26 protein-coding genes are annotated in these 25930 nt (G+C 39.9%); 14 read left to right on the top strand and 12 right to left on the bottom strand.

Annotated elements, in window-relative coordinates:
* Positions 1-8 precede the first annotated feature (8 nt).
* Together L0B70_RS12610 and atpD are read right to left on the bottom strand one after the other, a co-directional pair.
* Positions 9-290, bottom strand: a complete 282-nt coding sequence (locus L0B70_RS12610; RefSeq protein WP_235142127.1) for a F0F1 ATP synthase subunit epsilon — start codon at positions 288-290, stop codon at positions 9-11.
* An 80-nt stretch (positions 291-370) separates the two neighbouring features.
* Positions 371-1879 carry a F0F1 ATP synthase subunit beta gene (atpD, locus tag L0B70_RS12605; RefSeq protein ID WP_235142126.1) on the bottom strand — a complete coding sequence of 503 codons (1509 nt, stop codon included), beginning with the start codon at positions 1877-1879 and terminating at the stop codon, positions 371-373.
* A gap of 102 nt (positions 1880-1981) precedes the next feature.
* Between atpD and L0B70_RS12600 the strand changes: the two genes are divergently transcribed.
* Positions 1982-2902 carry a bifunctional riboflavin kinase/FAD synthetase gene (locus L0B70_RS12600; RefSeq protein ID WP_235142125.1) on the top strand — a complete coding sequence of 307 codons (921 nt, stop codon included), beginning with the start codon at positions 1982-1984 and terminating at the stop codon, positions 2900-2902.
* Between the two features lie 109 nt (positions 2903-3011).
* Here the strand turns inward: L0B70_RS12600 and L0B70_RS12595 are convergent, their stop codons facing one another.
* On the bottom strand, positions 3012-3356 hold the full coding sequence (locus L0B70_RS12595; RefSeq protein WP_235142124.1) for an MmcQ/YjbR family DNA-binding protein: 345 nt from the start codon (positions 3354-3356) through the stop codon (positions 3012-3014).
* Between the two features lie 112 nt (positions 3357-3468).
* Between L0B70_RS12595 and L0B70_RS12590 the strand changes: the two genes are divergently transcribed.
* A complete protein-coding gene (locus L0B70_RS12590; RefSeq protein ID WP_235142123.1) occupies positions 3469-4122 on the top strand; it encodes an NAD(P)H-binding protein in 654 nt (217 codons plus the stop codon).
* A 107-nt stretch (positions 4123-4229) separates the two neighbouring features.
* Here L0B70_RS12590 and frr read toward each other — a convergent pair whose 3' ends face one another.
* Both frr and pyrH read right to left on the bottom strand, forming a co-directional pair.
* Entirely contained in the window at positions 4230-4784 is a 555-nt protein-coding gene (gene frr, locus L0B70_RS12585; RefSeq protein WP_235142122.1) for a ribosome recycling factor, read from the bottom strand.
* A gap of 39 nt (positions 4785-4823) precedes the next feature.
* Positions 4824-5537, bottom strand: a complete 714-nt coding sequence (pyrH, locus tag L0B70_RS12580) for a UMP kinase (RefSeq protein WP_235142121.1) — start codon at positions 5535-5537, stop codon at positions 4824-4826.
* Positions 5538-5672: 135 nt separating this feature from the next.
* Here pyrH and porQ point away from each other — a divergent pair, with 135 nt between their 5' ends.
* The 5 genes from porQ to L0B70_RS12555 all read left to right on the top strand — a co-directional run bounded on the left by porQ (position 5673) and on the right by L0B70_RS12555 (position 8791).
* Positions 5673-6671, top strand: coding sequence for a type IX secretion system protein PorQ (porQ, locus tag L0B70_RS12575; protein ID WP_235142120.1), 999 nt, complete (start codon positions 5673-5675; stop codon positions 6669-6671).
* Positions 6672-6738: 67 nt separating this feature from the next.
* The gene (cmk, locus tag L0B70_RS12570) at positions 6739-7413 is read left to right on the top strand and encodes a (d)CMP kinase (RefSeq protein WP_235142119.1); all 675 of its coding nucleotides are present in this window, start codon (positions 6739-6741) and stop codon (positions 7411-7413) included.
* A 101-nt stretch (positions 7414-7514) separates the two neighbouring features.
* The gene (locus tag L0B70_RS12565) at positions 7515-7898 is read left to right on the top strand and encodes a YtxH domain-containing protein (protein WP_235142118.1); all 384 of its coding nucleotides are present in this window, start codon (positions 7515-7517) and stop codon (positions 7896-7898) included.
* Between the two features lie 82 nt (positions 7899-7980).
* The gene (locus L0B70_RS12560; protein ID WP_235142117.1) at positions 7981-8289 is read left to right on the top strand and encodes a phage holin family protein; all 309 of its coding nucleotides are present in this window, start codon (positions 7981-7983) and stop codon (positions 8287-8289) included.
* 4 nt (positions 8290-8293) lie between these two features.
* Positions 8294-8791 (top strand): phosphoribosyl-ATP pyrophosphatase, encoded by a 498-nt coding sequence (locus tag L0B70_RS12555; RefSeq protein WP_235142116.1) that lies wholly within the window; start codon positions 8294-8296, stop codon positions 8789-8791.
* A 27-nt stretch (positions 8792-8818) separates the two neighbouring features.
* Here L0B70_RS12555 and L0B70_RS12550 read toward each other — a convergent pair whose 3' ends face one another.
* Positions 8819-9547 (bottom strand): RNA methyltransferase, encoded by a 729-nt coding sequence (locus L0B70_RS12550; RefSeq protein ID WP_235142115.1) that lies wholly within the window; start codon positions 9545-9547, stop codon positions 8819-8821.
* Here L0B70_RS12550 and L0B70_RS12545 point away from each other — a divergent pair.
* Both L0B70_RS12545 and L0B70_RS12540 read left to right on the top strand, forming a co-directional pair.
* Positions 9533-12100 (top strand): BamA/TamA family outer membrane protein, encoded by a 2568-nt coding sequence (locus tag L0B70_RS12545; protein WP_235142114.1) that lies wholly within the window; start codon positions 9533-9535, stop codon positions 12098-12100. The genes L0B70_RS12550 and L0B70_RS12545 overlap by 15 nt on opposite strands.
* A 70-nt stretch (positions 12101-12170) precedes the next feature.
* Positions 12171-14396: a M20/M25/M40 family metallo-hydrolase gene (locus tag L0B70_RS12540; protein WP_235142113.1), complete on the top strand. Its 2226-nt coding sequence runs from the start codon at positions 12171-12173 to the stop codon at positions 14394-14396.
* A gap of 66 nt (positions 14397-14462) precedes the next feature.
* Here L0B70_RS12540 and L0B70_RS12535 read toward each other — a convergent pair whose 3' ends face one another.
* From L0B70_RS12535 to L0B70_RS12510, 6 genes are all read right to left on the bottom strand, one after another.
* Complete coding sequence (locus tag L0B70_RS12535; RefSeq protein WP_235142112.1) at positions 14463-17066, bottom strand: DNA gyrase/topoisomerase IV subunit A; 2604 nt, start codon at positions 17064-17066, stop codon at positions 14463-14465.
* Positions 17066-17485 (bottom strand): hypothetical protein, encoded by a 420-nt coding sequence (locus L0B70_RS12530; protein WP_235142111.1) that lies wholly within the window; start codon positions 17483-17485, stop codon positions 17066-17068. Before L0B70_RS12530 ends, L0B70_RS12535 begins: the two co-directional genes overlap by 1 nt.
* An 87-nt stretch (positions 17486-17572) precedes the next feature.
* Entirely contained in the window at positions 17573-19459 is a 1887-nt protein-coding gene (locus tag L0B70_RS12525; protein ID WP_235142110.1) for a DNA topoisomerase IV subunit B, read from the bottom strand.
* A 124-nt stretch (positions 19460-19583) separates the two neighbouring features.
* Positions 19584-20138 carry an NADPH-dependent FMN reductase gene (locus L0B70_RS12520; RefSeq protein ID WP_235142109.1) on the bottom strand — a complete coding sequence of 185 codons (555 nt, stop codon included), beginning with the start codon at positions 20136-20138 and terminating at the stop codon, positions 19584-19586.
* Between the two features lie 116 nt (positions 20139-20254).
* Entirely contained in the window at positions 20255-21346 is a 1092-nt protein-coding gene (ychF, locus tag L0B70_RS12515) for a redox-regulated ATPase YchF (protein ID WP_235142108.1), read from the bottom strand.
* Between the two features lie 139 nt (positions 21347-21485).
* The gene (locus L0B70_RS12510) at positions 21486-22037 is read right to left on the bottom strand and encodes a ferritin (protein WP_235142107.1); all 552 of its coding nucleotides are present in this window, start codon (positions 22035-22037) and stop codon (positions 21486-21488) included.
* A 267-nt stretch (positions 22038-22304) separates the two neighbouring features.
* Here L0B70_RS12510 and L0B70_RS12505 point away from each other — a divergent pair, with 267 nt between their 5' ends.
* From L0B70_RS12505 to L0B70_RS12485, 5 genes are all read left to right on the top strand, one after another.
* Complete coding sequence (locus tag L0B70_RS12505) at positions 22305-22670, top strand: BlaI/MecI/CopY family transcriptional regulator (protein WP_235142106.1); 366 nt, start codon at positions 22305-22307, stop codon at positions 22668-22670.
* The gene (locus L0B70_RS12500) at positions 22670-24403 is read left to right on the top strand and encodes a M56 family metallopeptidase (protein WP_235142105.1); all 1734 of its coding nucleotides are present in this window, start codon (positions 22670-22672) and stop codon (positions 24401-24403) included. Before L0B70_RS12505 ends, L0B70_RS12500 begins: the two co-directional genes overlap by 1 nt.
* Positions 24404-24413: 10 nt before the next feature.
* Entirely contained in the window at positions 24414-25280 is an 867-nt protein-coding gene (locus L0B70_RS12495; RefSeq protein WP_235142104.1) for a GLPGLI family protein, read from the top strand.
* A gap of 11 nt (positions 25281-25291) precedes the next feature.
* Positions 25292-25486 carry a hypothetical protein gene (locus tag L0B70_RS12490; protein ID WP_235142103.1) on the top strand — a complete coding sequence of 65 codons (195 nt, stop codon included), beginning with the start codon at positions 25292-25294 and terminating at the stop codon, positions 25484-25486.
* A 79-nt stretch (positions 25487-25565) separates the two neighbouring features.
* Positions 25566-25799, top strand: a complete 234-nt coding sequence (locus L0B70_RS12485; protein ID WP_235142102.1) for a YdcH family protein — start codon at positions 25566-25568, stop codon at positions 25797-25799.
* Positions 25800-25930: the final 131 nt, after the last annotated feature.

Below are 25930 nucleotides of genomic sequence, written 5' to 3'. Positions count from 1 at the left end.
TAAGGAAATTACTCTGCGAGAATAATTCCTTTGTTATTGTTGAATTCGATAACACCACTCTTCACCGGAAAAGAAAATACACTTTCCTTTTCGTTTTCTCTGGTGAAATGCTTTTCGAAGCTTTCATCAATTTGGTTCGTGAAAACTCTCACTTTCCCGCCAGTTAACGATGCAACGATGGCTGCGTGATCTTTCATGATATGGAAATCGCCGTTTTTACCGGGAAGCAAAACCGAATTCACTTCGCCTTCAAAAATTACAAATTCCGGGGTTAATATTTTTATATTCATTATCTAAAATTATAGATTGTAGATTTTAAATTCTAAATGATCCCTCAATCTAAAATCTAAAATCTAACATTTAAAATTTATTAAGCGTTTTCAGCCAACATTTTTTCTCCGGCTTCAATGGCATCTTCGATGTTTCCTTTCAGGTTGAAAGCAGCTTCCGGCAAGTGATCCAGTTCTCCGTCGATAATCATGTTGAATCCTTTGATGGTATCTTTAATATCAACCAAAGTTCCTTTTAAACCTGTAAACTGTTCTGCTACGTGGAAAGGCTGCGACAAGAAACGCTGCACTTTACGCGCACGGTACACAGATAATTTATCCTCTTCGGAAAGTTCTTCCATCCCAAGAATCGCGATGATATCCTGTAAGGCTTTGTATTTTTGAAGGATTTCTTTTACTCTTTGCGCACAGTCGTAATGTTCGTCTCCTAAAATTTCGGGAGTCAAAATTCTTGATGTTGAAGCCAACGGATCTACCGCCGGGTAAATACCTAAGGATGCAATTTTTCTGTCCAATACGGTTGTTGCATCAAGGTGAGCAAAGGTTGTAGCCGGAGCCGGATCCGTTAAATCATCCGCAGGAACGTAGATCGCCTGAACTGAAGTAATGGAACCGTTTTTCGTAGAGGTAATCCTTTCCTGCATGGCACCCATTTCGGAGGCCAAAGTCGGCTGGTAACCTACTGCTGAAGGCATTCGTCCTAAAAGGGCGGAAACCTCAGAACCTGCCTGCGTAAAACGAAAGATATTGTCCACGAAGAATAAGATATCTCTACCCTGTCCTGTTCCGTCGCCATCTCTAAAACTTTCTGCAATAGTAAGTCCGGATAAGGCAACACGCGCTCTTGCTCCAGGTGGCTCGTTCATTTGTCCGAAGACGAAAGTTGCTTTGGAATCTTTCATGGCTTCCAAATCGATTTTTGATAAATCCCAACCACCATTTTCCATGGAGTGCATAAATTCGTCGCCGTATTTAATAATGCCGGATTCCAGCATTTCTCTCAAAAGGTCGTTTCCTTCTCTGGTTCTTTCACCTACACCGGCAAAAACAGAAAGTCCACCGTGTCCTTTCGCAATATTATTAATAAGTTCCTGGATAAGTACTGTTTTACCAACACCTGCACCACCGAACAAACCAATTTTTCCTCCTTTTGAATAAGGCTCAACCAAATCGATTACTTTAATACCAGTAAAAAGAACTTCAGCTGAAGTGGAAAGTTGATCAAATTTTGGAGCGTCTCTGTGAATAGGTAAGCCGTTTTCTTTAGAAACCGGTGCAATCCCGTCGATCGCATCTCCTACTACATTAAATAATCTACCGTAAACTTCGTCGCCTACAGGCATTGTGATCTGTCGACCCTGAGAAATTACTTCCTGCCCTCTTTGAAGACCGTCGGTAGCATCCATCGCGATACATCTTACAGAATCTTCACCGATGTGCTGTTCAACTTCGAGTATAACTTTGTTACCGTCTGATTTTAAGATTTCGAGTGCGTCATAAATTTTCGGAAGTTCTTCAACATCTGTAAAAATAACGTCGATAACCGGACCGATAATTTGAGAAATTTTTCCTTTAATTTGGTTTGCCATTGCTAGATTTTTTCTTGTGTGCAAATATAATGAAAGTTCCCTAATCTGCAATTGCTTCAAAAGAAGATTTTTATCATATTTGCAGGAGCAAAATTTCTCCGTTTGAAAATCATCAAAAACTTCCCGAATTATCACGAATCTACACCTTTGGCGCTTTCTATCGGCACGTTTGACGGGGTTCATCTCGGCCATCAATCTATTATAAATCAACTCAATACCGTAGCCCAAAAAAAGAATCTGGAGTCTGCGATCCTCACTTTTTGGCCGCATCCCCGAACTGTTTTCAGTCCCGACGATGATTTAAAACTGCTGAATACGATTGAAGAGAAAACCTATTTCCTCCAAAAGCATGGCGTTCAGAATTTATTTTTGAAAGAATTCGATGCCGATTTTCGCAATTTGACGGGCGAAGAATTCGTGAAGCAGATTTTGGTAGAACGGTTAAACATAAAACATTTAATCATCGGGCACGATCATACTTTCGGCAAAAACAAGAGCGGCGATTTCAGTTTACTCGAAAAGATGGCGCCGGAATCAGGTTTTGAAGTGGAACAGGTTGAAGCCGTCGATTTTCGGGACAAACACATCAGTTCTACGCAAATCCGCAATGCATTAGCCGCCGGAAATGTAAAAGAAGCAAACGAAATGTTGGGCTATGTTTATTCCGTGGCGGGAAAAGTAGTTCACGGCAGGAAAATTGGGCGCACAATAGGTTATCCAACGGCGAATATAGCGGTCGATCAAATCAAACTCTTACCGAAAAAAGGCGCTTATATTGTGGATGTTTTTGTGAAAGGTCAACATTTAAAAGGAATGTTGAGCATTGGAACAAATCCGACGGTTGCGGGCGAGGAACTTTCCGTGGAAGTTTATATTTTAAATTTTGAGGATGATATTTACGGCGAGGCGATTTCGGTTAATTTCAGGGAATTTCTGCACGAGGAAATTAAGTTTGAAAATTTAGAAAAACTCGTCGAAAGACTGGACGAAGATAAAATTCGGACGGAAAAGTTTCAATTTTAAAACTTTGAAACGATAAAACCAAAAAGTTTTTGCGCGCAGATCTGGCTGATTTTTGAATTGATTTTTAAGAATTTTTCATATAAATTGATCGAAAAAAAACTTACTACTTTCAAAGTTCTCCGCGGATCTTTTTTGGCAGTGACGCGACAACAAGATCATAAGAGTGATCGATGAGTTTTAAAATCAAATCCGGTTTTAAACCCTCACAAAGCACCGAATTCCAGTGCGTTTTGTTCATGTGATAAGCGCCGGTGACCTGCGGATGCTGCTCCCGAAGTTCTGCGCTCCATTCCGGGTCGGTTTTCACGGAAATGGTCAAAGGTTGTGTCTCCAAAGGCATTAGCAGAAACATCTTGCCTCCTACTTTCAGCACAAGCGTTTCGGGGTTGAAAGGGAAAGTCTCCACCACGCCTTTCCTGGCGAGACAATGATCGAGAATTTGGTTCGCGTCCATCTTTTTAAGGAATAGTAAGTTAATTGGTAAGAAATAATAATTTTCAATTCAAATTTAGTAGTTTTAAAACTTAGAATTTTGCTAATCACTCAATATTCAGTCCCGTTATAAAATGAAAGCACTCGTTATCGGCGCCACCGGCGCTACAGGAAAAGATTTGGTCAAACAATTATTGAATGATCCCGACTATGAGGAAGTGAATGTTTTCGTGCGGAAACCTTTAGAAACAGAAAATCCGAAATTAAAAAATCATCTTGTCGACTTCGATAAACCCGCGGAATGGAGAGATCTCGTACAGGGCGATGTGGCTTTTTCCTGTCTCGGCACCACGCTGAAAAATGCCGGAAGCAAAGAAGAGCAGCGCAAAGTCGACTACGATTATCAGTATAACTTTGCAAAAACGGCCAAAGAAAACGGCGTGGAAGATTATATTTTGGTTTCCTCTTACGGTGCGTCGCCGAAGTCAAAAATTTTCTATTCCAAAATGAAAGGCGACCTGGAAGAAAGCGTGAAAAACCTTCATTTTAATAAAATCACCATATTTCAACCCGGAATGTTGGAGCGCAAAGATACGGAACGCACCGGCGAAGTTTTAGGCGGAAAAATCATCAAATTTGCAAATAAATTCGGTATCCTTACGCATCAAAAACCTTTACCAACCGATGTTTTAGCGCAGGCCATGATTAATGCATCCAAAATAAAATCCAACGGCTACTCCAAAATTAAACTGGGGAATATTTTCAGTTTTGCAGAGAAGGGAAAATGAAATGAAGAATGGTTGATGATGGAAGTATAGTGCTTGGAGTAACATTTTAGAAAAATTAAAAGCCGTTTCAAAAAAATTGAAACGGCTTTTCTATTTATCGGCATAAATCAGACCTTCATAATCTCTGCTTCTTTCACTTTTAAATGATCGTCGCATAATTTTACATAATTATCGGTCAGTATCTGAATTTTCGCCTCTTCATCTTTAATAAGATCTTCCGAAACCCCTTCGAGTTTGCGAAGATCTTTCATGCCTTCCTGTCTGGCGTTACGCACGGTAACTTTAGTTGCATCGGACTCGCTTTTGGCACTTTTGGCCAGTTCGCGTCTGCGTTCTTCGGTTAATGGTGGCACATTTAAAATAATGTTTTCGCCATTATTCATCGGTGCAAAACCCAGATTTGAATTGATGATGGCTTTTTCGATGGCGCCAATGGCAGTTTTGTCCCAGGGCTGAATGGAAATCGTCATCGCATCGGGAACCATCACATTCGCCACTTGATTCAGCGGGGTCGGTGCGCCGTAATATTCGACCATCACATCCTGAACCATGGTTGTAGACGCGCGGCCGGCTCTAATTTTTTGAAAAGCGTGATCCAAATGTTTAATGGCAGCATCCATTTCCTGCTTCACCATATCTGCAATAAGTTCTAAATCTTCCATAAATTTTTATTTCTAGTTAAGGTTTACCTCCCTTTTTTTCTAATTAGTAACAGTTACCAGTGTTCCAATGTTTTCGCCTTCCACGATTTTTAAAAGATTTCCGTCCTTATTCATATCAAACACAATAATCGGTAATTTATTTTCGTGGCTCAAAGTAAAAGCGGTCATATCCATTACCTTTAACCCTTTTTCGAAAACCTCGTCGAAAGTTAAAGAATTATATTTTACCGCATCTGCATTTTTTTCAGGATCTGAATCATAAATTCCGTCAACTCTGGTACCTTTTAAAATAACATCAGCACCAATTTCAATGGCGCGCAACGTAGCAGCGGTATCGGTGGTAAAGTAAGGATTTCCGGTACCTGCACCGAAAATTACAACTCTGCCCTTTTCTAAATGACGCGTTGCTTTTCTTTTGATGAAGGGCTCGGCTACTTTGTCCATCTCGATTGCAGACTGAAGACGCGTGAAGATTCCGGCATCTTCCAAAGCGCCTTGTAAAGCCATGCCGTTGATCACGGTGGCCAACATTCCCATATAATCGCCCTGAACTCTATCCATCCCTTTTGCAGCGCCGGCCAAACCACGGAAAATGTTTCCTCCACCAATCACGATCGCCACTTCGCAACCCATATCTACAACCTTTTTAATTTCCTCGGCATACTCTTTTAGGCGGTCATTATCAATTCCGTAAGATCGGTTTCCCATTAGCGCCTCACCGCTGAGTTTGAGTAGAATTCTTTTGTATTTCATTTTTTTTATTTTATTGCCTTTTTTGCAGGGCAAATATAAGGAAACCCAAATAATTTCGTTTATAGATTTATATTTACAGAGAAATATTTTCGAAAATTATATAAAAGAATTATTTTTGTCACCAGATTCCTTCATTTGAAAAAAATCACCCTTATTCCTCTGCTGTTTGCCGCTACCATTTTGTTTGCACAGGAAGGAACAAACGTTTATCCTTTCCTCAATATTCCGGTATCTGCGAGACAGGCCGCTTTGGGTGGCGACGCCGTATCGGTGCGGGATTACGATGTAAGTTTCGCGGCAGTTAATCCCGGGTTGATGAATTTAGATCAGGATCAAATGATTTCAGTGAACTATGCCTCCTACCTGGCAGATTCGAAATACGGCACCATTTCCTTTGTAAAGGATTTGGAAGAAGGACATTTGATCTCCTTCAACGCAAAGTATATGGACTATGGCAGAATTCCGCGGACAGACGAAAGTGCAACCATCGATGGAGAATTTGGTGCCTTCGACGCGACGGTTGGTGCGGGGTATGCCTATCAGTTTGATGATAACTGGACCATTGCGGGAAGCGCGAATTTCGTTACCTCAAAAATCGACAATTTTACGTCCATGGCGGTAGTCGGGAGCGCGGGTGTAACGTACTACAAAGAAAAGACGAAAGAAACTTTAGCTTTGGTTTTTCGAAATTTCGGGTATCAGTTTAAGCCATTTAACGGTGTAAGGGAAAACGTAGCTTTCCGCGTGGATTTAGGCTACACGAAAATTCTGGATGAATTTCCTGTAGCGCTAACGGTTACAGCACACGATCTGCAAAAATTAAACATTTCTCAGGATTTTAATAACAACGGGCAGGAGATTCGCTGGTCGCGAAAAGTGGCGGATCATTTGTCTTTTGGTGCAGAACTTTTCCCGGAGCAAAGTTTTAATCTGCGCTTCGGCTACAATGTACGCCGCGGAAACGAACTGGCTGTTTTGGACCAACGAAGTTTTTCCGGCCTTTCCGCGGGTTTCGGTATAAAGATATCTTCTTTCCGTTTCGATTATTCGCATGTGCGCTACCACAACTCGTCCAACGTTAACATGTTTGGACTTTCGATGGACCTGATCCAGCTGAGCGGTAACAGAAGATAATAAATTCTGCCTCCCCTTTCCACGCTCTATATTTCCGGAATTCAAAAAAAATGATGAAATTTGCGATATGAGAAAACCCGTAATCGCTATCGACGGCTATTCCTCCACCGGAAAAAGTTCAATTTCTAAAATTATTGCAGAAAAACTAGGTCTTTTTCATATGGATACCGGTGCGCTGTATCGTGGAGTCACCTATTTTGCGCTGACAAATTGTTTGAATGAAAACTCTGAAATTAATCTTGCGGACCTTTTTCAAAAACTGGATCACATCAATTTAGAATTTAGAAATTTTAACAGCGAATTGGTGCTTTTCCTGAATGGCAATAATGTCTCGATGGAAATCCGAAGTAATGCTGTTGCTGCGAACGTGAGTCTCATTGCCTGTCAAAAGGAAGTACGCGATTTTCTGCTGAACATCCAACGTGAAATCGCACAGCAAGGCGGCGTTATTTTAGATGGGCGCGATATTGGAACCGTTGTTTTGCCGAATGCGGATTACAAATTTTTCCTTACCGCAAGCATCGACGAGCGCACACGAAGACGATTTCTGGAGCTGCAATCCCTCGGCATCGAAAGCGACGAACAGGAGGTTCGGGAAAATCTGGTGCACCGGGATAAGATCGACAGCGAAAGAACAGTGGCACCCCTTCGACAGGCGGAAGATGCAATTCTTATCGATAACACCAATTTGTCGAAAATGGAAACGATTGCGCTGATATTGTCTCACATTCAAGATATTTAACATAATTTAATATTTCGTTTCCGCTGATTGGTATATTAATTGCAACTTCGCAAGAGACGTGAGTCATCAAACATTATTACTAACTATTAAAAATAACTAAAATGTCTAAAAAAGGAAATAACGCAGCAGGAGTATTAGCAGGACTTCTTGCAGGTGCAGCAGCAGGTGTAGTATTAGGAATGCTTTATGCACCAGAAGAAGGTAAAGAAACCAGAAAGAAGATTAAAGAAAAAGCAGGCGACTTGAAAAATCAAGCGGTTGACGAATACGGAAGAGTTGCTGAGAAAGCGAAAGAGCAGTATCAGGATGTTTCCGGTAAAGTAAGAGATCAATATGGTAACATCTCTACGCAGGTTAAAGATACAGCCGATAAAGTGGTTTCGTCTGTAAAAGAAGGTTACGACAAATACAAAGATCAGGCAATCTCTAAAACAACTGAAGTTGTGAAAGATGTTGAGAATGAATTAGACGGACTTCAATCTTAATTTAGATTCCGTTTATCTTATAAAATAAAAAGGAACTTACGCTATAAGTTCCTTTTTTTGTAACTTTAAAAAAATTAAGGAAATGTTGGAACTTATCAAAGAGTACGCCTATAAAAGAGCAGATCTTTTGAAACTGGAAGCTACAGAAAAGTCGGTTTCAATTTTGGGCACGGTCATCTATATTATCTTGGCGCTTTTTTCCGCGCTTTTCTTCATGCTTCTCTTTCTTTTTGGCATAGGATTCCTCATTGGAACGTATCTGCATAACTATGGTTATGGTTTGCTTATCGTCGCCGGATTATTTCTGTTGATTTTAATTCTGGTCATCGCGATGAGAAAATCGATTAAAAGTATGGTAGCAAATAAAATTCTTGAATCTTTAGAAGATTAATATTATGGCAAATAAATTCGGAAGCCTGGAAGAACTTCGACGTAAAAAGGCATTACTTAAAAAAGACATCTCCGAAATGGAGGATCTTTTAACTTTTGAAAACACGAAAGAAAGCCTTAGCGCATTAACGCACGGTTTTACAGATAAATATTTGAAAGAAGAAATGCAACCCGACGGCGAAATGAAAGTAGAGATCAAAACGCAGGAAATAATGAAGGAAGTTTCGAACAGCGTTAAAGAAACCGTTTTGAACAGAGATTCCATCGTAGGTTTTGCCCGGAGCGAAGCCGGCTCAAACCTCGTGGAAAATGCCTTAAAGATTGGTGCAGTTACCTTTGTTGGAAATTATGCCCGTAAAAGCATTTTAAACGCAAGCTGGAAGAAGAAAGCTATCGGATTGGCGCTGATCTACTTAGCTCCTATCGCACTAAGATTTATTCGAACCAAATTGGAGGAATACCAAAAAAACAGAACAACTTCCAGTATGGAACAGTTGATATAATTTAAAAGCCGCTGAAAAGTGGCTTTTTTATTTTTCTTTAAAAATTTGTCCCAAGATAATTCCCCCAGCCATGGAGACATTTAAACTTTCCGTGGCTTTGGATTTCCCAAAACGCGGAATGGTAATTTTGTCTGTTAACAGTTTTTCGATTTCGGGACGAATGCCATTTCCTTCATTTCCTAAGACAAGATTAAAGCGGTCGGGAAATGCAAATTGGTAAAAATTCGACCCCTCCATATCGGTCCCAATAACGGGATTTTTAGTTTTCTGCAGAAAATTTTCTAAATTTTGATATACAATATTAACGCGGACAAAAGATCCCATGCTCGCCTGGATGACCTTCGGATTGTAAAAATCGACGGTATCTTCACTGCAGATAATCTGCGCGATCCCAAACCAATCTGCGAGCCGGATGAGCGTTCCTAAGTTCCCCGGATCCTGAATGCCATCTAAAATTAATTGGATGCCGGTGTTTTCCTGAAGTTTTTCTTCCCTCAATTCGCAAACAGCCACAGAATCTTTAGGGTGTTGCAGAAAACTTATCTTTTTTAATTCGGCCGCGGAAATTTCAGCAGCAACGGCGGTTTCGAAGTGGAGTTCCGCCGGATTAAGAGAGAAAACTTCTCTTATTTTATAGGGCGAAGCGGGTATTTCTTTAATCGTTTTGTTGCCTTCAACCAAAAACAAATTGTATTTTTGTCTGAACTTCTTTTGGTCTAAAGACTGTAAAATTTTTATTTTATGAGCCGTAAGCATATTTCAATATATTTTCAAAAGTATTACTTATTTTTTTCATCCGCAATTACCATACTCTTTCTATACGCCTGTAGTACGACAAAAAAGGTACCTGAGGGCGATTTTTTATTAACCAAAAATACTTTTAAATATGAAGACGGCAAGATCCACGACGATGATGTGCCGGATTATGTGAGCCAAAAACCGAATAAAAAACAGTTATTTCTTTTTCCGGTCGGGCTCTGGTTTTATAATGCGAGCAATCCCAAATATGATTCGATTCTTAACGAATATATGACCTTTCCTTCAGACATGCGCGATCAAAAACTGCGGGATTCCCTTTTCATTAAATACGAACATCCCGAATATGTGGGAAAAAGTTTGTTTGCCCAACGGTTCATGCATAATATTGGGCAGCCGCCTGTTATTTTAGATCAGGGCAAAACGGAAATCAGTGCCAATTCCATTCGAAAATTTCTTGTTTACAAAGGTTATTGGGATACCGAAGTGAAATTCAGTCATGATTTGGATTCTGCGGCAAAAAAAGCGCAGGTCAATTATTTAATTACTCATAAGGATCCAACCAATATCAGCGATTATTACTATAATATTCCCGATCCTGCCATCAAAGGAATTTATGAGGAAGACCTTAACAAAAGTTTGGTTAAAGGTCGCGAAATTCTCGATCAAAGCATCCTCGAAAAAGAAGTAAAGCGAATCGGCGATCTGATGAAGGAGCGCGGATATTACAAATTCAACAGTTCCAACGAAGAAATTTATTTCACGGCAGATACTTTACAAAGCCGAAAACAGGTTCCGCTTACGATGGATATTCATAAAGATTCCATCGATTCGCCGTATAAAATTACCACCATTGGCGACATCAAAGTTCATCTTCTAGAAAAACTTGCAGATACCGCGAGCACCACAAAAGATTCTTTGCTCGGAATTAATTTTTATAAGCTGGATGATCAATTTAAAATTATGTCGTTGTGGCGGCCCATTATTTTAAGGAAAGGCGAAGTGTACGACCAGAAAAACCTGGATCTTACAAAGCGAAATATTGCAGCCACCAACAATTTTACCATCATAAAGTATAATGAAGATTTGCGGAAGAACAGCGACAGTATTTTAGACGTCAGCTATTACCTCGCTCCGCTGCCGAAATATGATTTTAAGGTTTCCACCGATATCAATTACTCCCAGATTTTAAATTTCGGAATTTCTCCTTCCGTCGATCTCACCACGAGAAATATTTTCGGCGGCGCAGAGAACTTAAGTACAAACGTATCCGGCGTATTCGGATCTGTGGTGAACACCAAAAACACGGAGAAAAGAAGTTTAGCCTACGAAATTTCCGCGCAGGCCACCCTAAATTTTCCGCGGCTGCTGCTGCCTTTTAAAACCTGGAAACTCATTCCGAAAAGATATTCGCCAACCTCGTCGATCATTTTGGGAACCTCAGTTCAAAATAATATTGGCTTGGGCAGAATCAACTTTAACGGAAGTTTAAATTATTTCGCTAATGTAAACGATATCGTGTCCCATCGTCTGTCGCTTTTCAATACGCAATTAAGTTTAACCCGAAATAAAGACCGGTATTATGATTTCTTTCCCGCAGATGCGGAAGTTCGAAATTCTTTATTCCAAACCTACTCTCCTGCTTTGTACCAGGATTTTATCGACAATAAAATTAGTTCCGATGATTTTTCTGAATTAATTTTAAACGACACAAACTTCGTGGCTTCTCTTTCAGGTGAGGAACTGGGCACTTATAATACATTTCTGCAATCTTTAATAAACAAAGACCGCCAAACGCAGGACGTATTAATTTCGTCGATGGTCTACAATTTTATTTACAACGAGATCGGTAAAAAAGACCGCCCTAATCCGATGTATTTTAATGCGAAAGTAGAGACCGCCGGAAACGTTTTCAACATCTTCAATAACAGAGAGCGCGAAGACGGCATTGTATCGGGGACTTCAAAAAGTATTTTCAATATTCCCTACTCCCAATTTGTGAAATTCGATTTCGACGTGCGAAAATATTACAGTCTTTTTAATAATAAGCATACGTTGGCGTTGCGCCAGTTTATCGGCGTCGGTATTCCGTACGGAAACTCCAGCACCATGCCCTTTGTTCGGTCTTATTTTAATGGTGGATCCAATGATATACGCGCATGGCGTGTTTTCGGCGGTTTAGGACCTTCGGATTCTCAGCTGGATGAAAAAGTGCGCTCCTATATTATGGACAACGTAAAGCTCACGACAAATATCGAATATCGAATGCCTTTCACCGAAATGTTTGAAGGCGCGGCGTTTGTCGATGCCGGAAATATCTGGAGCTTGAAAGACAATGGTTTTGGCGATGAATTTAAATTCAACAAATTTTTATCCCAAATGGGCGTCGGTACGGGACTGGGTTTGAGGATTAATGTGGCCTACATCACTTTGCGTTTAGACGCGGCGTACAAAGTTTACGATCCGAACAAACCAATGGGCGACCGCTGGGTCATCAACAAATGGCAACCCTTGAAACCGGTGCTGAATTTCGCCTTCGGATATCCTTTTTAAAAAGTACAAATCGCAGTTCAGCTGCGATTTTTTATTTCCTTATCTTTGATAGAACAAAAATAATCTACCGATGATTGCGTCCAGATCTTTCTTAAAATTTGCCTGTTTAAGCTTTTCTTCCCTCCTTTTTTCTCAGGAAGTTAACCTGAAAAACCTTCAGAAATTAACATTCGGGGGTGATAATGCCGAAGCCTATTTTTCTCCCGACAGCAAAAAACTGACTATGCAGGTGACGAATCCATTAATTGGAGCGCATTGTGACCAAATTTATCTTTTGGATCTTACCAAAAAAGATATTAGCACGAAAGATCTACAGTTAATTTCCACAGGCGACGGCAGAACCACGTGTTCTTTTTTCATGCCCGACGGTAAACATATTTTGTACGCTTCAACGCACGAATCCGGCAAAGAATGTCCTGCGAAACCGAAGCCGCGCACGGACGGCAAATATCTCTGGCCGGTTTACGCTGAATTTGATATTTACATTGCTGATCTCACCGGAAAAATCACGAAAAAATTAACCGACTCGCCGGGCTATGATGCCGAAGCTGTGGTTTCGCCCGACGGAAAATACATCGTTTTTACGTCAACAAGAAGCGGCGATCTCGAACTTTGGCGCATGGATATTGACGGGAAAAATTTAAAACAATTGACCTCAGGTTTAGGATATGATGGCGGCGCTTTCTTTTCTCACGATTCCAAAAAACTGGTTTTCCGGTCTTCGCGGCCGACTACGCCCGAAGCCATTAAAGATTACAAAGATCTGCTCGCCGAAAACCTTGTGGCTCCCACAGAAATGGAGATTTACACGATGAGCATTGACGGGACAGATTTAAAACAGATTACGCACCTCGGGAAAGCCAACTGGTCGCCTTATTTTCACCCGTCCGACAAAAGTATTGTCTTTTCTTCCAATCATCATTCGACGAGAGGGTACGATTTCCAAATTTATTCGATAGGCGTTGATGGTAAAAATCTTCATCAGATCACGTATGAAAGCGAATTCAACGCCTTTCCCATGTTTTCGCCGGACGGAAAAAAGTTTGTTTTCTCCAGCAACCGACAGGCCGAAAAGCCGCACGAAACCAACGTTTTTATTGCAGATTGGGTAGATAGTGATCCCGCCGAAATGGTTTCGGAAAAGAACCTGCTAAACACGGTGACTTATCTCGCCTCCGATGATCTGAAAGGAAGACTGGCCGGAAGCGAGGGCGAAAAGAAAGCTTCGGACTATATTTCGAAGGAATTTCAGACTTTAAAACTGAAACCTTTCGAAGGTAAAAGTTACACACAGAATTTTTCTTACGACGTTAAATTAAATCCGCACGAAGACACTTCGTCTGTAAAAGTAAACGCGCGAAATGTCATTGGTTATTTGGATAACAAAGCTGCAAAAACTATTGTAATCGGTGCGCATTACGACCACTTGGGACTGAACGAACACCACAACTCCACGCTGGTGAATTCTGAAGGACAAATTCATAACGGCGCGGATGATAATGCTTCCGGCGTTTCGGCGGTCCTGGAATTGGCCAGAATGTTTTCTCAAAACAAATCCAGAGAAAAAGCGAACTATATTTTTGCTTTGTTTTCCGGAGAAGAAGACGGTTTGATGGGGTCGAAAAAGTTTGCAGAAACCATCAAAACAAAATATCCAAATGTCGTTACGATGATGAATCTGGATATGGTGGGAAGACTGGATAAAGATAAAGATCTCACAATGGGCGGAGTTGGCACCTCGCCGGTTTTTGGCGAAATGATTAAAAAATATAAACCTGCCGGATTTAATCTGGCGGTCGACAGTTCCGGCGTTGGACCGTCGGACCACACGAGTTTTTACCTGAAAGAGATTCCGGTTCTGTTTTTATTTACGGGCACGCACAGCGATTATCACAAACCCAGCGATGATACAGAGAAAATCAATTTTACGGGCTTGAAAAATATCACAAGCTATGTTTTCAATCTTGCGAATAGTTTGGCAGCGGCAGAAAATATTCCGTTCACAAAAACAAAAATTTCCGCAAGCAAAGCGGTTCCAAAATACAAAGTGACGCTCGGCATTATGCCGAGTTACGCGGATACGAAAGACGGCCTTCACATCGATGGCGTTTCGGAAAACCGGCCGGCTGCCAACGCAGGAATTCAGGCCGGTGATATCCTTTTAAGAATCGATAAATGTGTGGTGAAAGAAGTTTACAGTTATATGGATTGTCTCGCGAAGATAAACTCCGGCGACGAATTGCCGGTGAACCTTTTGCGGGGAGGAAAAGAAATGACGCTGAAAGTAAAGTTTTAAGAAACCTTAAAAATAGAAAAGACGCCGTGAAAAGCGTCTTTTTTGTATAATTTTTTGAAGTCGTTATTATTCAAACGGTAATTCGCCGAGCTTTCCTTCTTCCGGAAAATCTTCATCTTTCACATCAACATCGATGAAGCTAATATGGCCATCTGTCGTTTCTACGACATCAAATCCTTCATTGATTTCTTCCGTAGTCTCCGGAATAGTCACATTGATGGTTTTTACTTTATTTTTGGTGAGCTGGTTTCCGATAGCCTTGATGCCTTTCACGCTGATAAACTCATCGATATTAATGGTTTCGGGATCTTTCTGCCTGTCTTTTTCTTTCGCGAAAATAAGTTCCAAAGTCGCGTCGGTGCTGACAATTACGTTTTCGATAAAAGATTTAGGATGATCGGACGGCATGAATTGCTGCACATTCGTCGTATTCTCCAGCAAAAAGCGTTTGATGAAATAGATTTGTTTTTCACCATCAAAATAAACGGCGGTGAGCGGCTGCTCGGGTTTCCATTTTTCCAGGATCAGATAATCGTCTTCAAAACGGTTCATCAGATCAAACGTAATCAATTTAGCTTCGCCATGGGAATTGACGGTGAGAATTTTATCATCGCCTTTAAAACTTCCGAGCAAAGTTCCGCGGGCATCGGCATTTAAGCGCCGTACGGTATCATCAAACCAAATCTTTCGCGGCGCCAACGTAGAATGGCCTTCTTCCCTTAAATCAACTTTTTTAATCGGGTACTTCGTTACCAGATTTCCTTTGGAATCGCGACCTTTAATGGCAAGTTCGGAGAAATCGATCTCGATTTTATTTTTTCGGACGCGTGCGTTGGATTTCAGTAAAACAGTTACGGACTCCGCTTCACCGTTTGGATTGGCAGAAAAATAAAGCATTTCCGAACCTTTCGCTTCCGACGCCAATTTGTAATCGTTGTTCCGTGTAACACCGGTTACGGAAAAACGCTTCATATAATAAGGTCCTTCGCGTCCTTCGCGGTAGATCATATTGTAAACAGTGCGCTTATCGTTCTTTTTCCAGATGGCAACGTGCACGATATTTTTGCCGATGAACGTTTTGGCTTCCACTTTTACAACCTTCATCGTGCCGTCTTTCTGAAACGTAATGATATCGTCGATGTCTGAACAGTCGAATAAATACTGATCTTTTTTAAGTGAAGTTCCGATAAAACCTTCTTCGAAATTGGCGTAGAATTTTTCGTTCGCGACCGCCACTTTCGTCGCATCGATGGTATCGAAAATGCGTAGCGATGTTCTGCGCTCCTTGCCCTTGCCGTATTTTTTTTGAATATTGGTGTAATACTCGATGGCGTACGGAATCAGGTGCAGAAGGTTGTGTTTCACCTGCTCTATCTTTCCTTCGAGCGCCAGAATATTTTGTTTGAATTTATCAAGATCGAAGCGCGAAATCCGTTTGATGCGGATCTCCGTCAACTTCAAAATATCTTCTTCCGTCACCGCGCGTAAAAGATGTTTGGTATGCGGTTTCAAACCTTCATCGATCGTGGAAATGACTTCTTCCCAGGATTTTACTTCTTCGATATCGTGATAAATTCTGTTCTCGATAAAAATCCTTTCCAGCGACGCAAAATGCCAGTTTTCCTGAAGTTCGTGCAGTTCGATTTCGAGTTCTTTTTTCAGCAAAGAAACTGTATGATCAGTGTTTCGGCGTAAAATTTCGGAAACATTTAAAAACTCCGGTTTATCGCCTACAATCACGCAGGCATTCGGCGAGATCGGGATTTCGCAGTCGGTGAACGCGTACAAAGCATCAATGGTTTTATCCGGCGAAACATCATTATTCAGATGGATGTTTATTTCGACGGTATCTGATGTATTGTCTTCAATTTTCTTGATTTTTATCTTGCCTTTATCATTGGCTTTGATCACCGAATCGATTAAGTCGCCCGTATTTTTACCAAACGGAAGCTCCGTAATGCAAAGCGTATTTTTATCTTTATGAATGATTTTTGCGCGCGCCCGGATTCTTCCGCCGCGTTCACCGTCATTATAATTCGTTACATCCAGCATTCCACCTGTTAGAAAATCCGGGAAAAGTTCGAATTTTTTTCCTTTCAAATGAGCTATCGATGCGTTGATCAGCTCATTGAAATTGTGCGGCATAATTTTCGTGGAAAGCCCCACGCCAATTCCTTCTACACCCGAAGCGAGCAGCAGCGGGAATTTTACGGGAAGATCGACTGGCTCGTTATTTCGGCCGTCATAGGATTTGGACCAGTGCGTGGTTTTGGGATTGAAGACCACTTCCAGCGCAAAGGGCGTTAAACGCGCTTCAATATATCTCGCCGCTGCGGCAGAATCGCCGGTATAGATATTTCCCCAGTTTCCCTGCGCATCGATGAGCAGTTCTTTTTGCCCGATCTGCACCATGGCATCAGTTATGGAAGCATCGCCGTGCGGATGATATTTCATCGTGTTTCCCACAATATTGGCGACTTTATTGTAGCGACCGTCTTCCAGCTCGCGCATCGAATGCATGATGCGACGCTGAACAGGTTTAAAACCATCGAAAATTGAGGGAATTGCGCGGTCTAATATAACATAGGAAGCATAATCCAGAAACCAGTCTTTGTAGAGACCGGAAACTTTTTTCAGTGATTCTTCGTGGTGATTTTCTTGTTCTTCCATCAACTGTTTTCTCTCTCTTTATTTGTTTTAATCACTTTACTTAAGGAAAATTTGAGGTCATTCAATTCTTTTTTGGTCAGGTAAGAAACGTCATATCTTAAAGTAACGGAATTGTTTTTTTTACTTTTGATTTTAATGTATAAACGTTTAAAAATAAATGCGTTAAGAATTTCGTAACTCAGCAGTTTGTATTTCGGAAACTCGTCGCTGAGCGGTCGGTCCAAAAAAAGGAATACATTTTTATTTTTAAAGTTTAGGGCCTCGCCGTCACTGTCGAATTCGAAAATCTGGCGCCCCCGAAGATAAAAAACAATTGCCAGCAGAAACGGAATTACAACGAAGATTGCCGCGCCCCAGCCTAAATAATGATATTTGTAACGTTCCAACAGAAAAATCAGCACCCCAAAAAGGGATATCATAACGAGTAATGTACTTAAAAAATTAAAATAACCAATTTTGTTGCGGTTGTTTAATCTCATGCCTTTCCTTGAATTTTTCGCAGACTTTTATACAGTCTCCGTATCGCTTAACACTTCCTTTTTATCGATGTCCGGATCTTCGACCACTAAATTTTCCAAAATAAAGGTTTGGCGGTCCGGCGTATTTTTGCCCATATAAAATTCCAGAATCTGTTCGATCGTCTGGTCTTTTCCTAATACCACCGGTTCCAGGCGGATATCTTTGCCGATAAAATGCTTGAATTCGTCCGGCGAGATTTCTCCTAAACCTTTAAACCGCGTGATCTCAGGATTTTTCCCCAATTCATTTAAAGCTTTAATTCTTTCCGCCTGCGAATAACAGTAGCGCGTTTCCTTCTTGTTTCGAACCCGGAACAACGGTGTCTGCAGAATATAAAGATGACCGTTTTTAATCAGATCGGGGAAAAACTGCAGGAAAAAAGTGATCATCAACAAACGGATGTGCATTCCATCGACATCTGCATCAGTGGCGATAATTACGTGATTGTAACGCAGATCTTCCAAAGAATCCTCAATATTTAAAGCGGCCTGAAGCAGATTGAATTCCTCGTTTTCATAAACCACTCTTTTCGTGAGGCCGTAGCAGTTCAGGGGCTTTCCCTTTAAGGAAAAAACAGCCTGCGTTTCCACATCGCGGGACTTGGTAATAGACCCCGACGCAGAATCTCCCTCCGTAATAAAAATCATGGTTTCGCCTTTTCTCAGCGCCTTTTGATCGTTGTAATGCTGTCGGCAGTCGCGCAGTTTTTTATTGTGCAGCGACACTTTTTTGGCTCTTTCCCGCGCTAATTTCTGAATCCCCGAAAGCTCTTTGCGCTCTCTCTCGGAAATAATAATTTTCCGGTGAATGGCTTCGGCGATTTCCTGATTTTGATGCAGAAAATTGTCGAGTTTATTTTTTAAGAAATTCGTCACAAACGACCGTACGGTTTCTTTTCCCGGTTCCATTTCGTTGGAGCCAAGTTTTGTTTTGGTCTGCGACTCGAACACCGGCTCGATCACTTTAACCGCGACCGCGGCAATAATCGATTTTCGGATATCTGCGGCTTCAAAATTTTTATTGAAGTATTCGCGTATTGTTTTTACATAGGCTTCGCGAAAAGCGTTCAAATGCGTTCCGCCCTGCGTGGTATTTTGTCCGTTGACGAAAGAAAAATAGGTCTCCGATTGCGATTTATCGGAGTGCGTGATGGCAACTTCGATATCTTCGTCTTTCAGATGAACTACAGGATAAAGAATTTCACCTTCAATTTCCTCTTGAAGCAAATCTTTCAGCCCGTTTTCGGAGAAAAAAGTTTCGCCGTTGAACACTATTTTTAAGCCCGGATTCAGATAGCAATAGTTTTTGAGCATCTTTTCGATATACTCTTTCCGGAACTTGAAATGCGTGAAAATGGTAGAATCCGGAATGAAGGTGATTTCTGTTCCGTTGCGGTCCGTGGAATCTGCTTCCTTAAAATTTTCCGTAATTAAACCTTTTGAAAATTCCGCAATTTTAACTTTTCCCTCGCGCACCGATTTTACGCGGAAAAATTCGGAGAGCGCATTTACGGCTTTTGAACCTACTCCATTCAAACCAACCGATTTTTTAAAGGCTTTGGAATCATATTTCCCGCCCGTATTCATCTTGGAAACGGCGTCGACGACTTTACCTAAAGGAATGCCCCGGCCGTAATCGCGAATCGTGGCTTTGCCTTCGTCGATCTTAATTTCGATGCGTTTGCCGGATTTCATCACAAACTCGTCTACAGAATTGTCGATGATCTCTTTGAGTAAAATATAAATTCCGTCGTCAGCGGAAGAGCCGTCGCCCAATTTACCAATATACATCCCCGGACGGATCCGGATATGTTCCTGCCAATCGAGGGTTCTGATGTTGTCTTCGGAATAAGTAACGGTGGTGTTTTCGGTCATAGTACTATCGGAATCTACTGCCTAAATTCAGTAACTCACAAAAATAGCGAAAGGAAATCGATATTTAAAATTTTGCGCGAAAATTTTGAATTGTTGCTACAGTTTAGATCAACGTGTAGGAAACTTAGTTGGTTAACTGCATGATCCATCTTTCGAAAGCGATTAAAAAATCACGCAGAAATTTCTCTGTCTTTTCGTTCACCGTTTTTCCATCTTCCAACAAACGATCTTTGATTCCTCCAATAAAAGCTTCCGGTTGATGCATCATGGGAATATTTAAAGAAAGTGCTGCATTTCTGATGGTAAGATTTGCACCTAAACCACCAATTGCACCTGGAGAAACGGTAACAACCGCGCCGGGTTTTTCTTTCCAGGAATTTTGTTTGGGTGGTCTTGCTCCAATTTCCATGGCGTTTTTTAAAACCCCCGGAATTGTTCGGTTATATTCTGGAGAAACAAATAGAATAGCATCTGAATCCGCAATTTTTTGCTTAAAATCGATCCATGACTTTGGAGGATCATTTTCAATATCTTCGCTAAAAAAAGTTAGATCTTTTATTTCTACGATTTCTAACTCCATATTTTCTGGCGCCAAACGAATTATTTCATTCGCGACTTTTCTGTTAAAAGATTCTTTTCTTAAACTCCCTACTATAATTGCTACTTTGGTGTTTTTCATAAAATAATTTGACCCCAATTTACGGAAAAAATTACTCATAGAAAAGTCTCAATTTCTTTTTCTTTAACCAAAGAAAGCGAACCGAAGTCCGCTTTTATTTATGTTATGATAAAATTTTAAACATTAAATCTAAAATTCATCATATCACCATCCTGCACAATATATTCTTTTCCTTCTACTGCAAGTTTTCCGGCTTCTTTTACTTTGGCTTCCGAACCGAAATGAACAAAATCTTCATATTTAATGACTTCTGCACGGATAAATCCTTTTTCGAAATCAGTGTGAATAACTCCGGCAGCCTGAGGTGCGGTCCAACCTTTTCCAATTGTCCAGGCCCGAACTTCTTTTACGCCAGCGGTAAAATAAGTCTGCAAATGCAATAAATCGTAAGCTTTTCGGATCAATCTGTTTACGCCGGGTTCGGTTAAACCCAACTCATCCAAAAACATTTCTCTTTCTTCAAAAGTTTCAAGTTCATTGATGTCTGCTTCGATCTGAGCGGCAAGAACAACGACTTCAGCGTTCTCTTTTTTTGCCATCGCTTCGATTTTCGCAATCCATTCGTTTCCGTTTTTTATGGAATTTTCATCAACATTACAAACATAGAGAATGGGTTTGTTCGTCAATAACTGAACGTCGGAGATAATTGAGGCAGAAAAATCGTCTGTTGGAAATTCGCGTGCGTTGTTTCCTTCTTCTACAAATTTTTGAAGTTTCAGCAGTGTTTCATAAGTTAAAACGTCTTCCTTTTTTCCGGATTTAATGAATTTCTTCGCCTTCTCCACGGATTTTCCCAAAGTTTCAATATCCTTCAACTGGAGTTCGATATCGATAATTTCTTTATCGCGAATTGGATCTACGGTTCCTTCGACGTGAATAATATTTGCATCTTCGAAACATCTTAAAACGTGGATGATCGCTTCGCATTCTCTGATGTTCGCAAGAAATTTATTTCCCAAACCTTCACCTTTGCTTGCACCTTTCACAAGCCCCGCAATATCTACGATCTCTACGACGGCTGGTAAAACGCGCTCCGGTTTTACTAATTTTTCCAGTTCGAACAGACGTTCATCCGGTACAGACACGGTGCCGATATTCGGCTCGATGGTACAGAAAGGATAATTAGCAGACTGCGCTTTGGCATTGCTTAAACAGTTAAAAAGGGTTGATTTCCCTACGTTGGGTAAACCTACAATTCCACATTTCATATCTTTAGTTCAAAGTTTAAAATTCAAGGTCTGAAACCCTGTTATTGAGAATTGGCAAAGATAAAGATTTTGATCGAGTTTTTTGGCACAAAAAAATCTGCCCAAAATGGAGCAGATTATTTTTTGCACGGCGTGGAAATTAAGGATTCTCAGACGTTGCGTCGCGCGCTAAATCTGCATCATCCGGAGTTTCGCCTAGAGTTTTGTCCAACGTGAACAAGGATTCGTCTGAAGCTTTATCGCCGCCCGCAATTTTTAATTTATCGATAAGATCCATTGCAAGGGTTTCTTCTTCAATTTGCTCTTTCACAAACCACTGTAGGAAATTCCACGTTGCCCAGTCTTTTTCGTCAAAAGCAAGTTCCACGAGGCGGTAAATTTTTTCAGTGTTTTCCACTTCGTGTTGGAAAACTTTGTTAAAACAGTCGGTCAAATTTTGGGGGTCACCCGGCGCGGAAGCTAAAGCGGTTACGGTAGGTTTTCCGCCACGGTTCAGAATATACTGCATAAATTTGATGGCATGCTCCCTTTCTTCCTGCGAATGGCGGAACAGAAAATTAGAAATCCCCGCGTAACCATTGTCGCTTGCCCAAATTCCGTATGCTAAATAAGTGTGAGATTGATAAAGTTCGACATTCATTTGTTTGCTTAACGCTTCTTCCAGTGTTGAAGAAAGTCTTTTCGTATTCATAATTAAGATTTTTAATAATTGTCCTTGTAATAGCAAGAATAATTCCTTTATAGAATTCCTACTCAAATTTGGGAAATTTTTACCACATCGAAAATGATCAGCAAATATTCATCTTCATGACAGTAAGACAAGAGGCCATCAAACGAGATAGATATAATTTAATCATTTGTCAATGAACTATTTATAGAAATACTTTCGATATCACTACAAAAATAGTTGTACAATTAAAATTAATTGCTACATTTGTATCACTAAATAAATAGTGATATGCAGATTTCTCAGTTAACAAAAGCGGAAGAACAGGTAATGCAGTATCTGTGGGACGTAAAAAAAGGTTTTTTGAAAGATATTCTGGATCTTTTCCCGGAGCCCAAACCTCACACGAATACTGTTTCGACGATTTTAAAAGTTTTGAAAGAAAAAGATTTTGTAGGTTATGAAGTCTTTGGGCGGCAACATCAATATTTTCCCTTAATTTCAAAAGAAAAATACAGCGGAAAATCGATGAAAAGTTTGGTTAAAAATTATTTCGAAGGTTCGTACACGAACGCGGTTTCCTTCCTCGTAGAAAAAAATGAACTGAGCGTAGAAGATCTGGAAATGCTGCTCGGCGAACTTAAAAATAAAGACTGATGGAAGCACTTTTTTTATATTTCGGTAAAGTTGTTTTGGGCTCCGGTGTAATGTTTCTCTACTATCGGTTGTTTCTTAAAGATAAGACATTTCATCATTACAACCGTTTCTACTTATTGGCGTCTGTGGTGATAAGTCTGCTGCTACCGCTGCTGAAAGTAAGTTATTTTACGTTCGAAGTAAACAGTGATATCTATTTATTATTTAACAGGTTAAATGGTTTCAACTCTTCTAATAATTTAAGTAATGATTTCGTTTATCTTTCGTTTTCTGCTGTCGTTGCTGGACTGGTTTCTGTCTTTTTTCTAAGCCGCTTATTATTTGGGTTGTTTAAAATTCAGCGGCTGAAAAAGAAATTTCTGAAGCAAAATTTTGAAGGAATCAGTTTCTATCAAACCGATTTGAATGAAGCGCCGTTCTCCTTTTTCCGAAACTTATTTTGGAAAGATTCTATTGCGCTGCAATCGGATTTGGGACGGCAGATCTTGAAACACGAAATGGTTCATATCGAACAAAAACATTCCTGGGACAAAATTTTTATTGAAACCGCCACTTCCCTCTTTTGGTTCAATCCATTTTTTTATCTCATTCAAAAAGAAATTAATTTAATCCACGAATATCTGGCTGATAAAAAAGCTGTAAAAAACTCGGACACAAAGGCATTTGCGCAGATGCTATTGGCAAGTCACTTTTCCGGAAAACACTTACCTGCAACGAGTCCATTTCTTAGTTCTAACCTCAAAAAAAGATTAACAATGCTTAAAAAATCAAAAACAAAATTCAGCTATGCGCGCAAAATACTGGCGTTGCCGCTTTTCTTTCTGTTGGCTTTCATTTATTTGGTAAATGCGAAAAACAAAGAGATCAAAAACACCAATCTGGAAGTTGAACATTTAATTTCCACTTTAAAATCTGACACTATTGCTCCCAACATCAAAGAACAAAACGCATTGAATGAAAATTCTCTGGAATCGGTTCAAACTAAAATTGGAGAAAAACAGAATGAAATTCAACCTTTACAGGATAGCTTTAACGCAAAAAATGAAGAAGCCCGAAAAATTGGGGAAGAATTGCGTTTGAAAACCGAAGCGCTCCGAAAATTGACTGATAAAAAAGATTTTGACAGTCCAAAGTTTAAAAATTTGGATTCAGAAATTAATGATCTCAGTGCAAAAATGGACGCGATTTACAGCAAAGAAGACTTTAAAAATATAGAGAAATTGCTGAGTGAAAAATATGGAGAGATGGATCAACTCTATGCAAAACTCGACGCGTATTATAATTCTGCTGATTTTAAAAATAGAATTGAAGAGGCAGAAAAACAAGGTAAAGCTGCGGAAAGGTTGGTGAATTCTCCAAAGTTCAAAAAACAGATTGCCGATGCAGAAAAGCAAGGAAGAAAAGCTGAGAAATTAGTAAATTCTCCAAAATTTAAAAAACAAATTGCAGACGCGGAGAAAATAGCTGAAGAAGCTGTAAAACAGATTAATTCCACAGAAATTCAACAAAGTATTAAAGATGCTGAACAAGCTGTGAAAGATGCTCAGATTTCTTTAAATGATTCTAAAAATTCTTCTTTAAATAAAAATGCCAATATTTTTATTGATGGAAAATCTGCCACGAACGAAGAAATGCAGAAATTAGATCCGAATAAAATAGAATCGATGCACGTATTCAAGAAAGGTTTTGAAGGAAAGAAAACGGGTGAAATTTATATCAAACTTAAAAAATAATTTTACCCCAATGAAGAAGTTTCTCTTTCTATCCTTATTTATTTTCAGTCTTGGCACTGCACAAAACCAGCGGTTCAGTTACGTTTACCAGTTTATACCGGATTCTACCAATCAAGCCGATGTAAAATCTGAAATGATGTTGCTGGAAGTTTTGCCCAAATTTTCAAAATTCTATAGTGAAACGGTTTTTAAAAGTGATTCTATTGCCAATGCAATATTGGAAAAAGAATTGGCTGCAACCGGCTCTATGAATGTAAAATCCGATATGCGAAAAGGTTTTGTGAGAAGTACAGTTATTAAGGAGTTTCCTGATTTTAAAACTTTTTTAGTCACCAGAATTGGGCAAACTAAAATGAAAGTGGCAGATGAACGAAAAATGAATTGGAAAATTCTACCTGAAAAGCAAAAAATCGGCGACTTCCAAACTCAAAAAGCCGAAACGGAAATGTTTGGCAGAAAATGGACCGCTTGGTTTACCACAGAAATCCCAATTCAGGATGGACCGTATAAATTTCACGGTTTGCCGGGTTTAATTGTGAAGATTGAAGATGATACGAAAAGTCATTCTTACATCTTAAATGGAATTAAAAACCTGAAATCGGAAGAAATTAAAAATGTAGATCCGAACAAAAATTTTGTTTTTGATTTCGGGAATGCTGTAAATTTAAGTGAAAAAGAATATAAAAAGCACTATTTGGAAAGCAGAAATGATCCCAATAAATCCCTCAGAGTAAGTTTAGCAAATTCTGACATGGCCCAAATTAACATTGACGGAAAAATGACGAATGTAAGCGATTACCTCCGCGCTCGGGAAAAAAGGGAGAAAGAAAAAATCGCAAAGGACAACAATATTCTGGAGCTCGATTTAATTAAATAAACGCTTTAATAATGCCAATTCGTACTTTCGGATTGGCATTTTTTTTATCTTCACAAAAAATCAATGAAGCCGGCGCCAATTTTAAAATGTTTGGTCCGGACGGAACTGAAGTAAAACCTGCAGATATGCTCAGAAAACGGGAATTGGATGCGAAGGAAGAGCGTATTAAAAATAACAATCCGCTCGAACTGGATATGATGACTTAAAATTGCTGATAATTTTCATATCTCGTCTGATTATATTTTTCCGTAACTTTAATGTACTAAAAAACAAAATATTATCGCCATGGAAAATCACAATCTTACCCACGAGTTTCCGGATATGGAAGAAAAAATCAACGATTTTAAACTGAATGATGAAGCCTTTAAGAAAATGTATGTTAATTATGAGGAAGTCAATGCGCTCATTCAGCATTATGAAGATGGGGAACAAAACCACACCACCGACGAACACTTAACCGACTTGCGTAAAAAGCGGGTTCATTTAAAAGATGATCTCTACTCTTATTTAAAGGACTAAAATTGACTATTTTAAATTTAATTGTTGGAGCGGCATTTCGCCGCTTTTTATTTGCAATAGCAGGCCTGTTTCTTTCCTTTTAAAACTCAGTTATGAACCCAATATTAAACTTTCTGTAATTTTAGGCATAA

It is taken from the genome of Kaistella sp. 97-N-M2 (assembly GCF_021513235.1).
Lineage (GTDB): Bacteria > Bacteroidota > Bacteroidia > Flavobacteriales > Weeksellaceae > Kaistella.
Note: the sequence above shows the minus strand (reverse complement) of the source record. Positions and strands in the feature narration are given on the sequence as shown.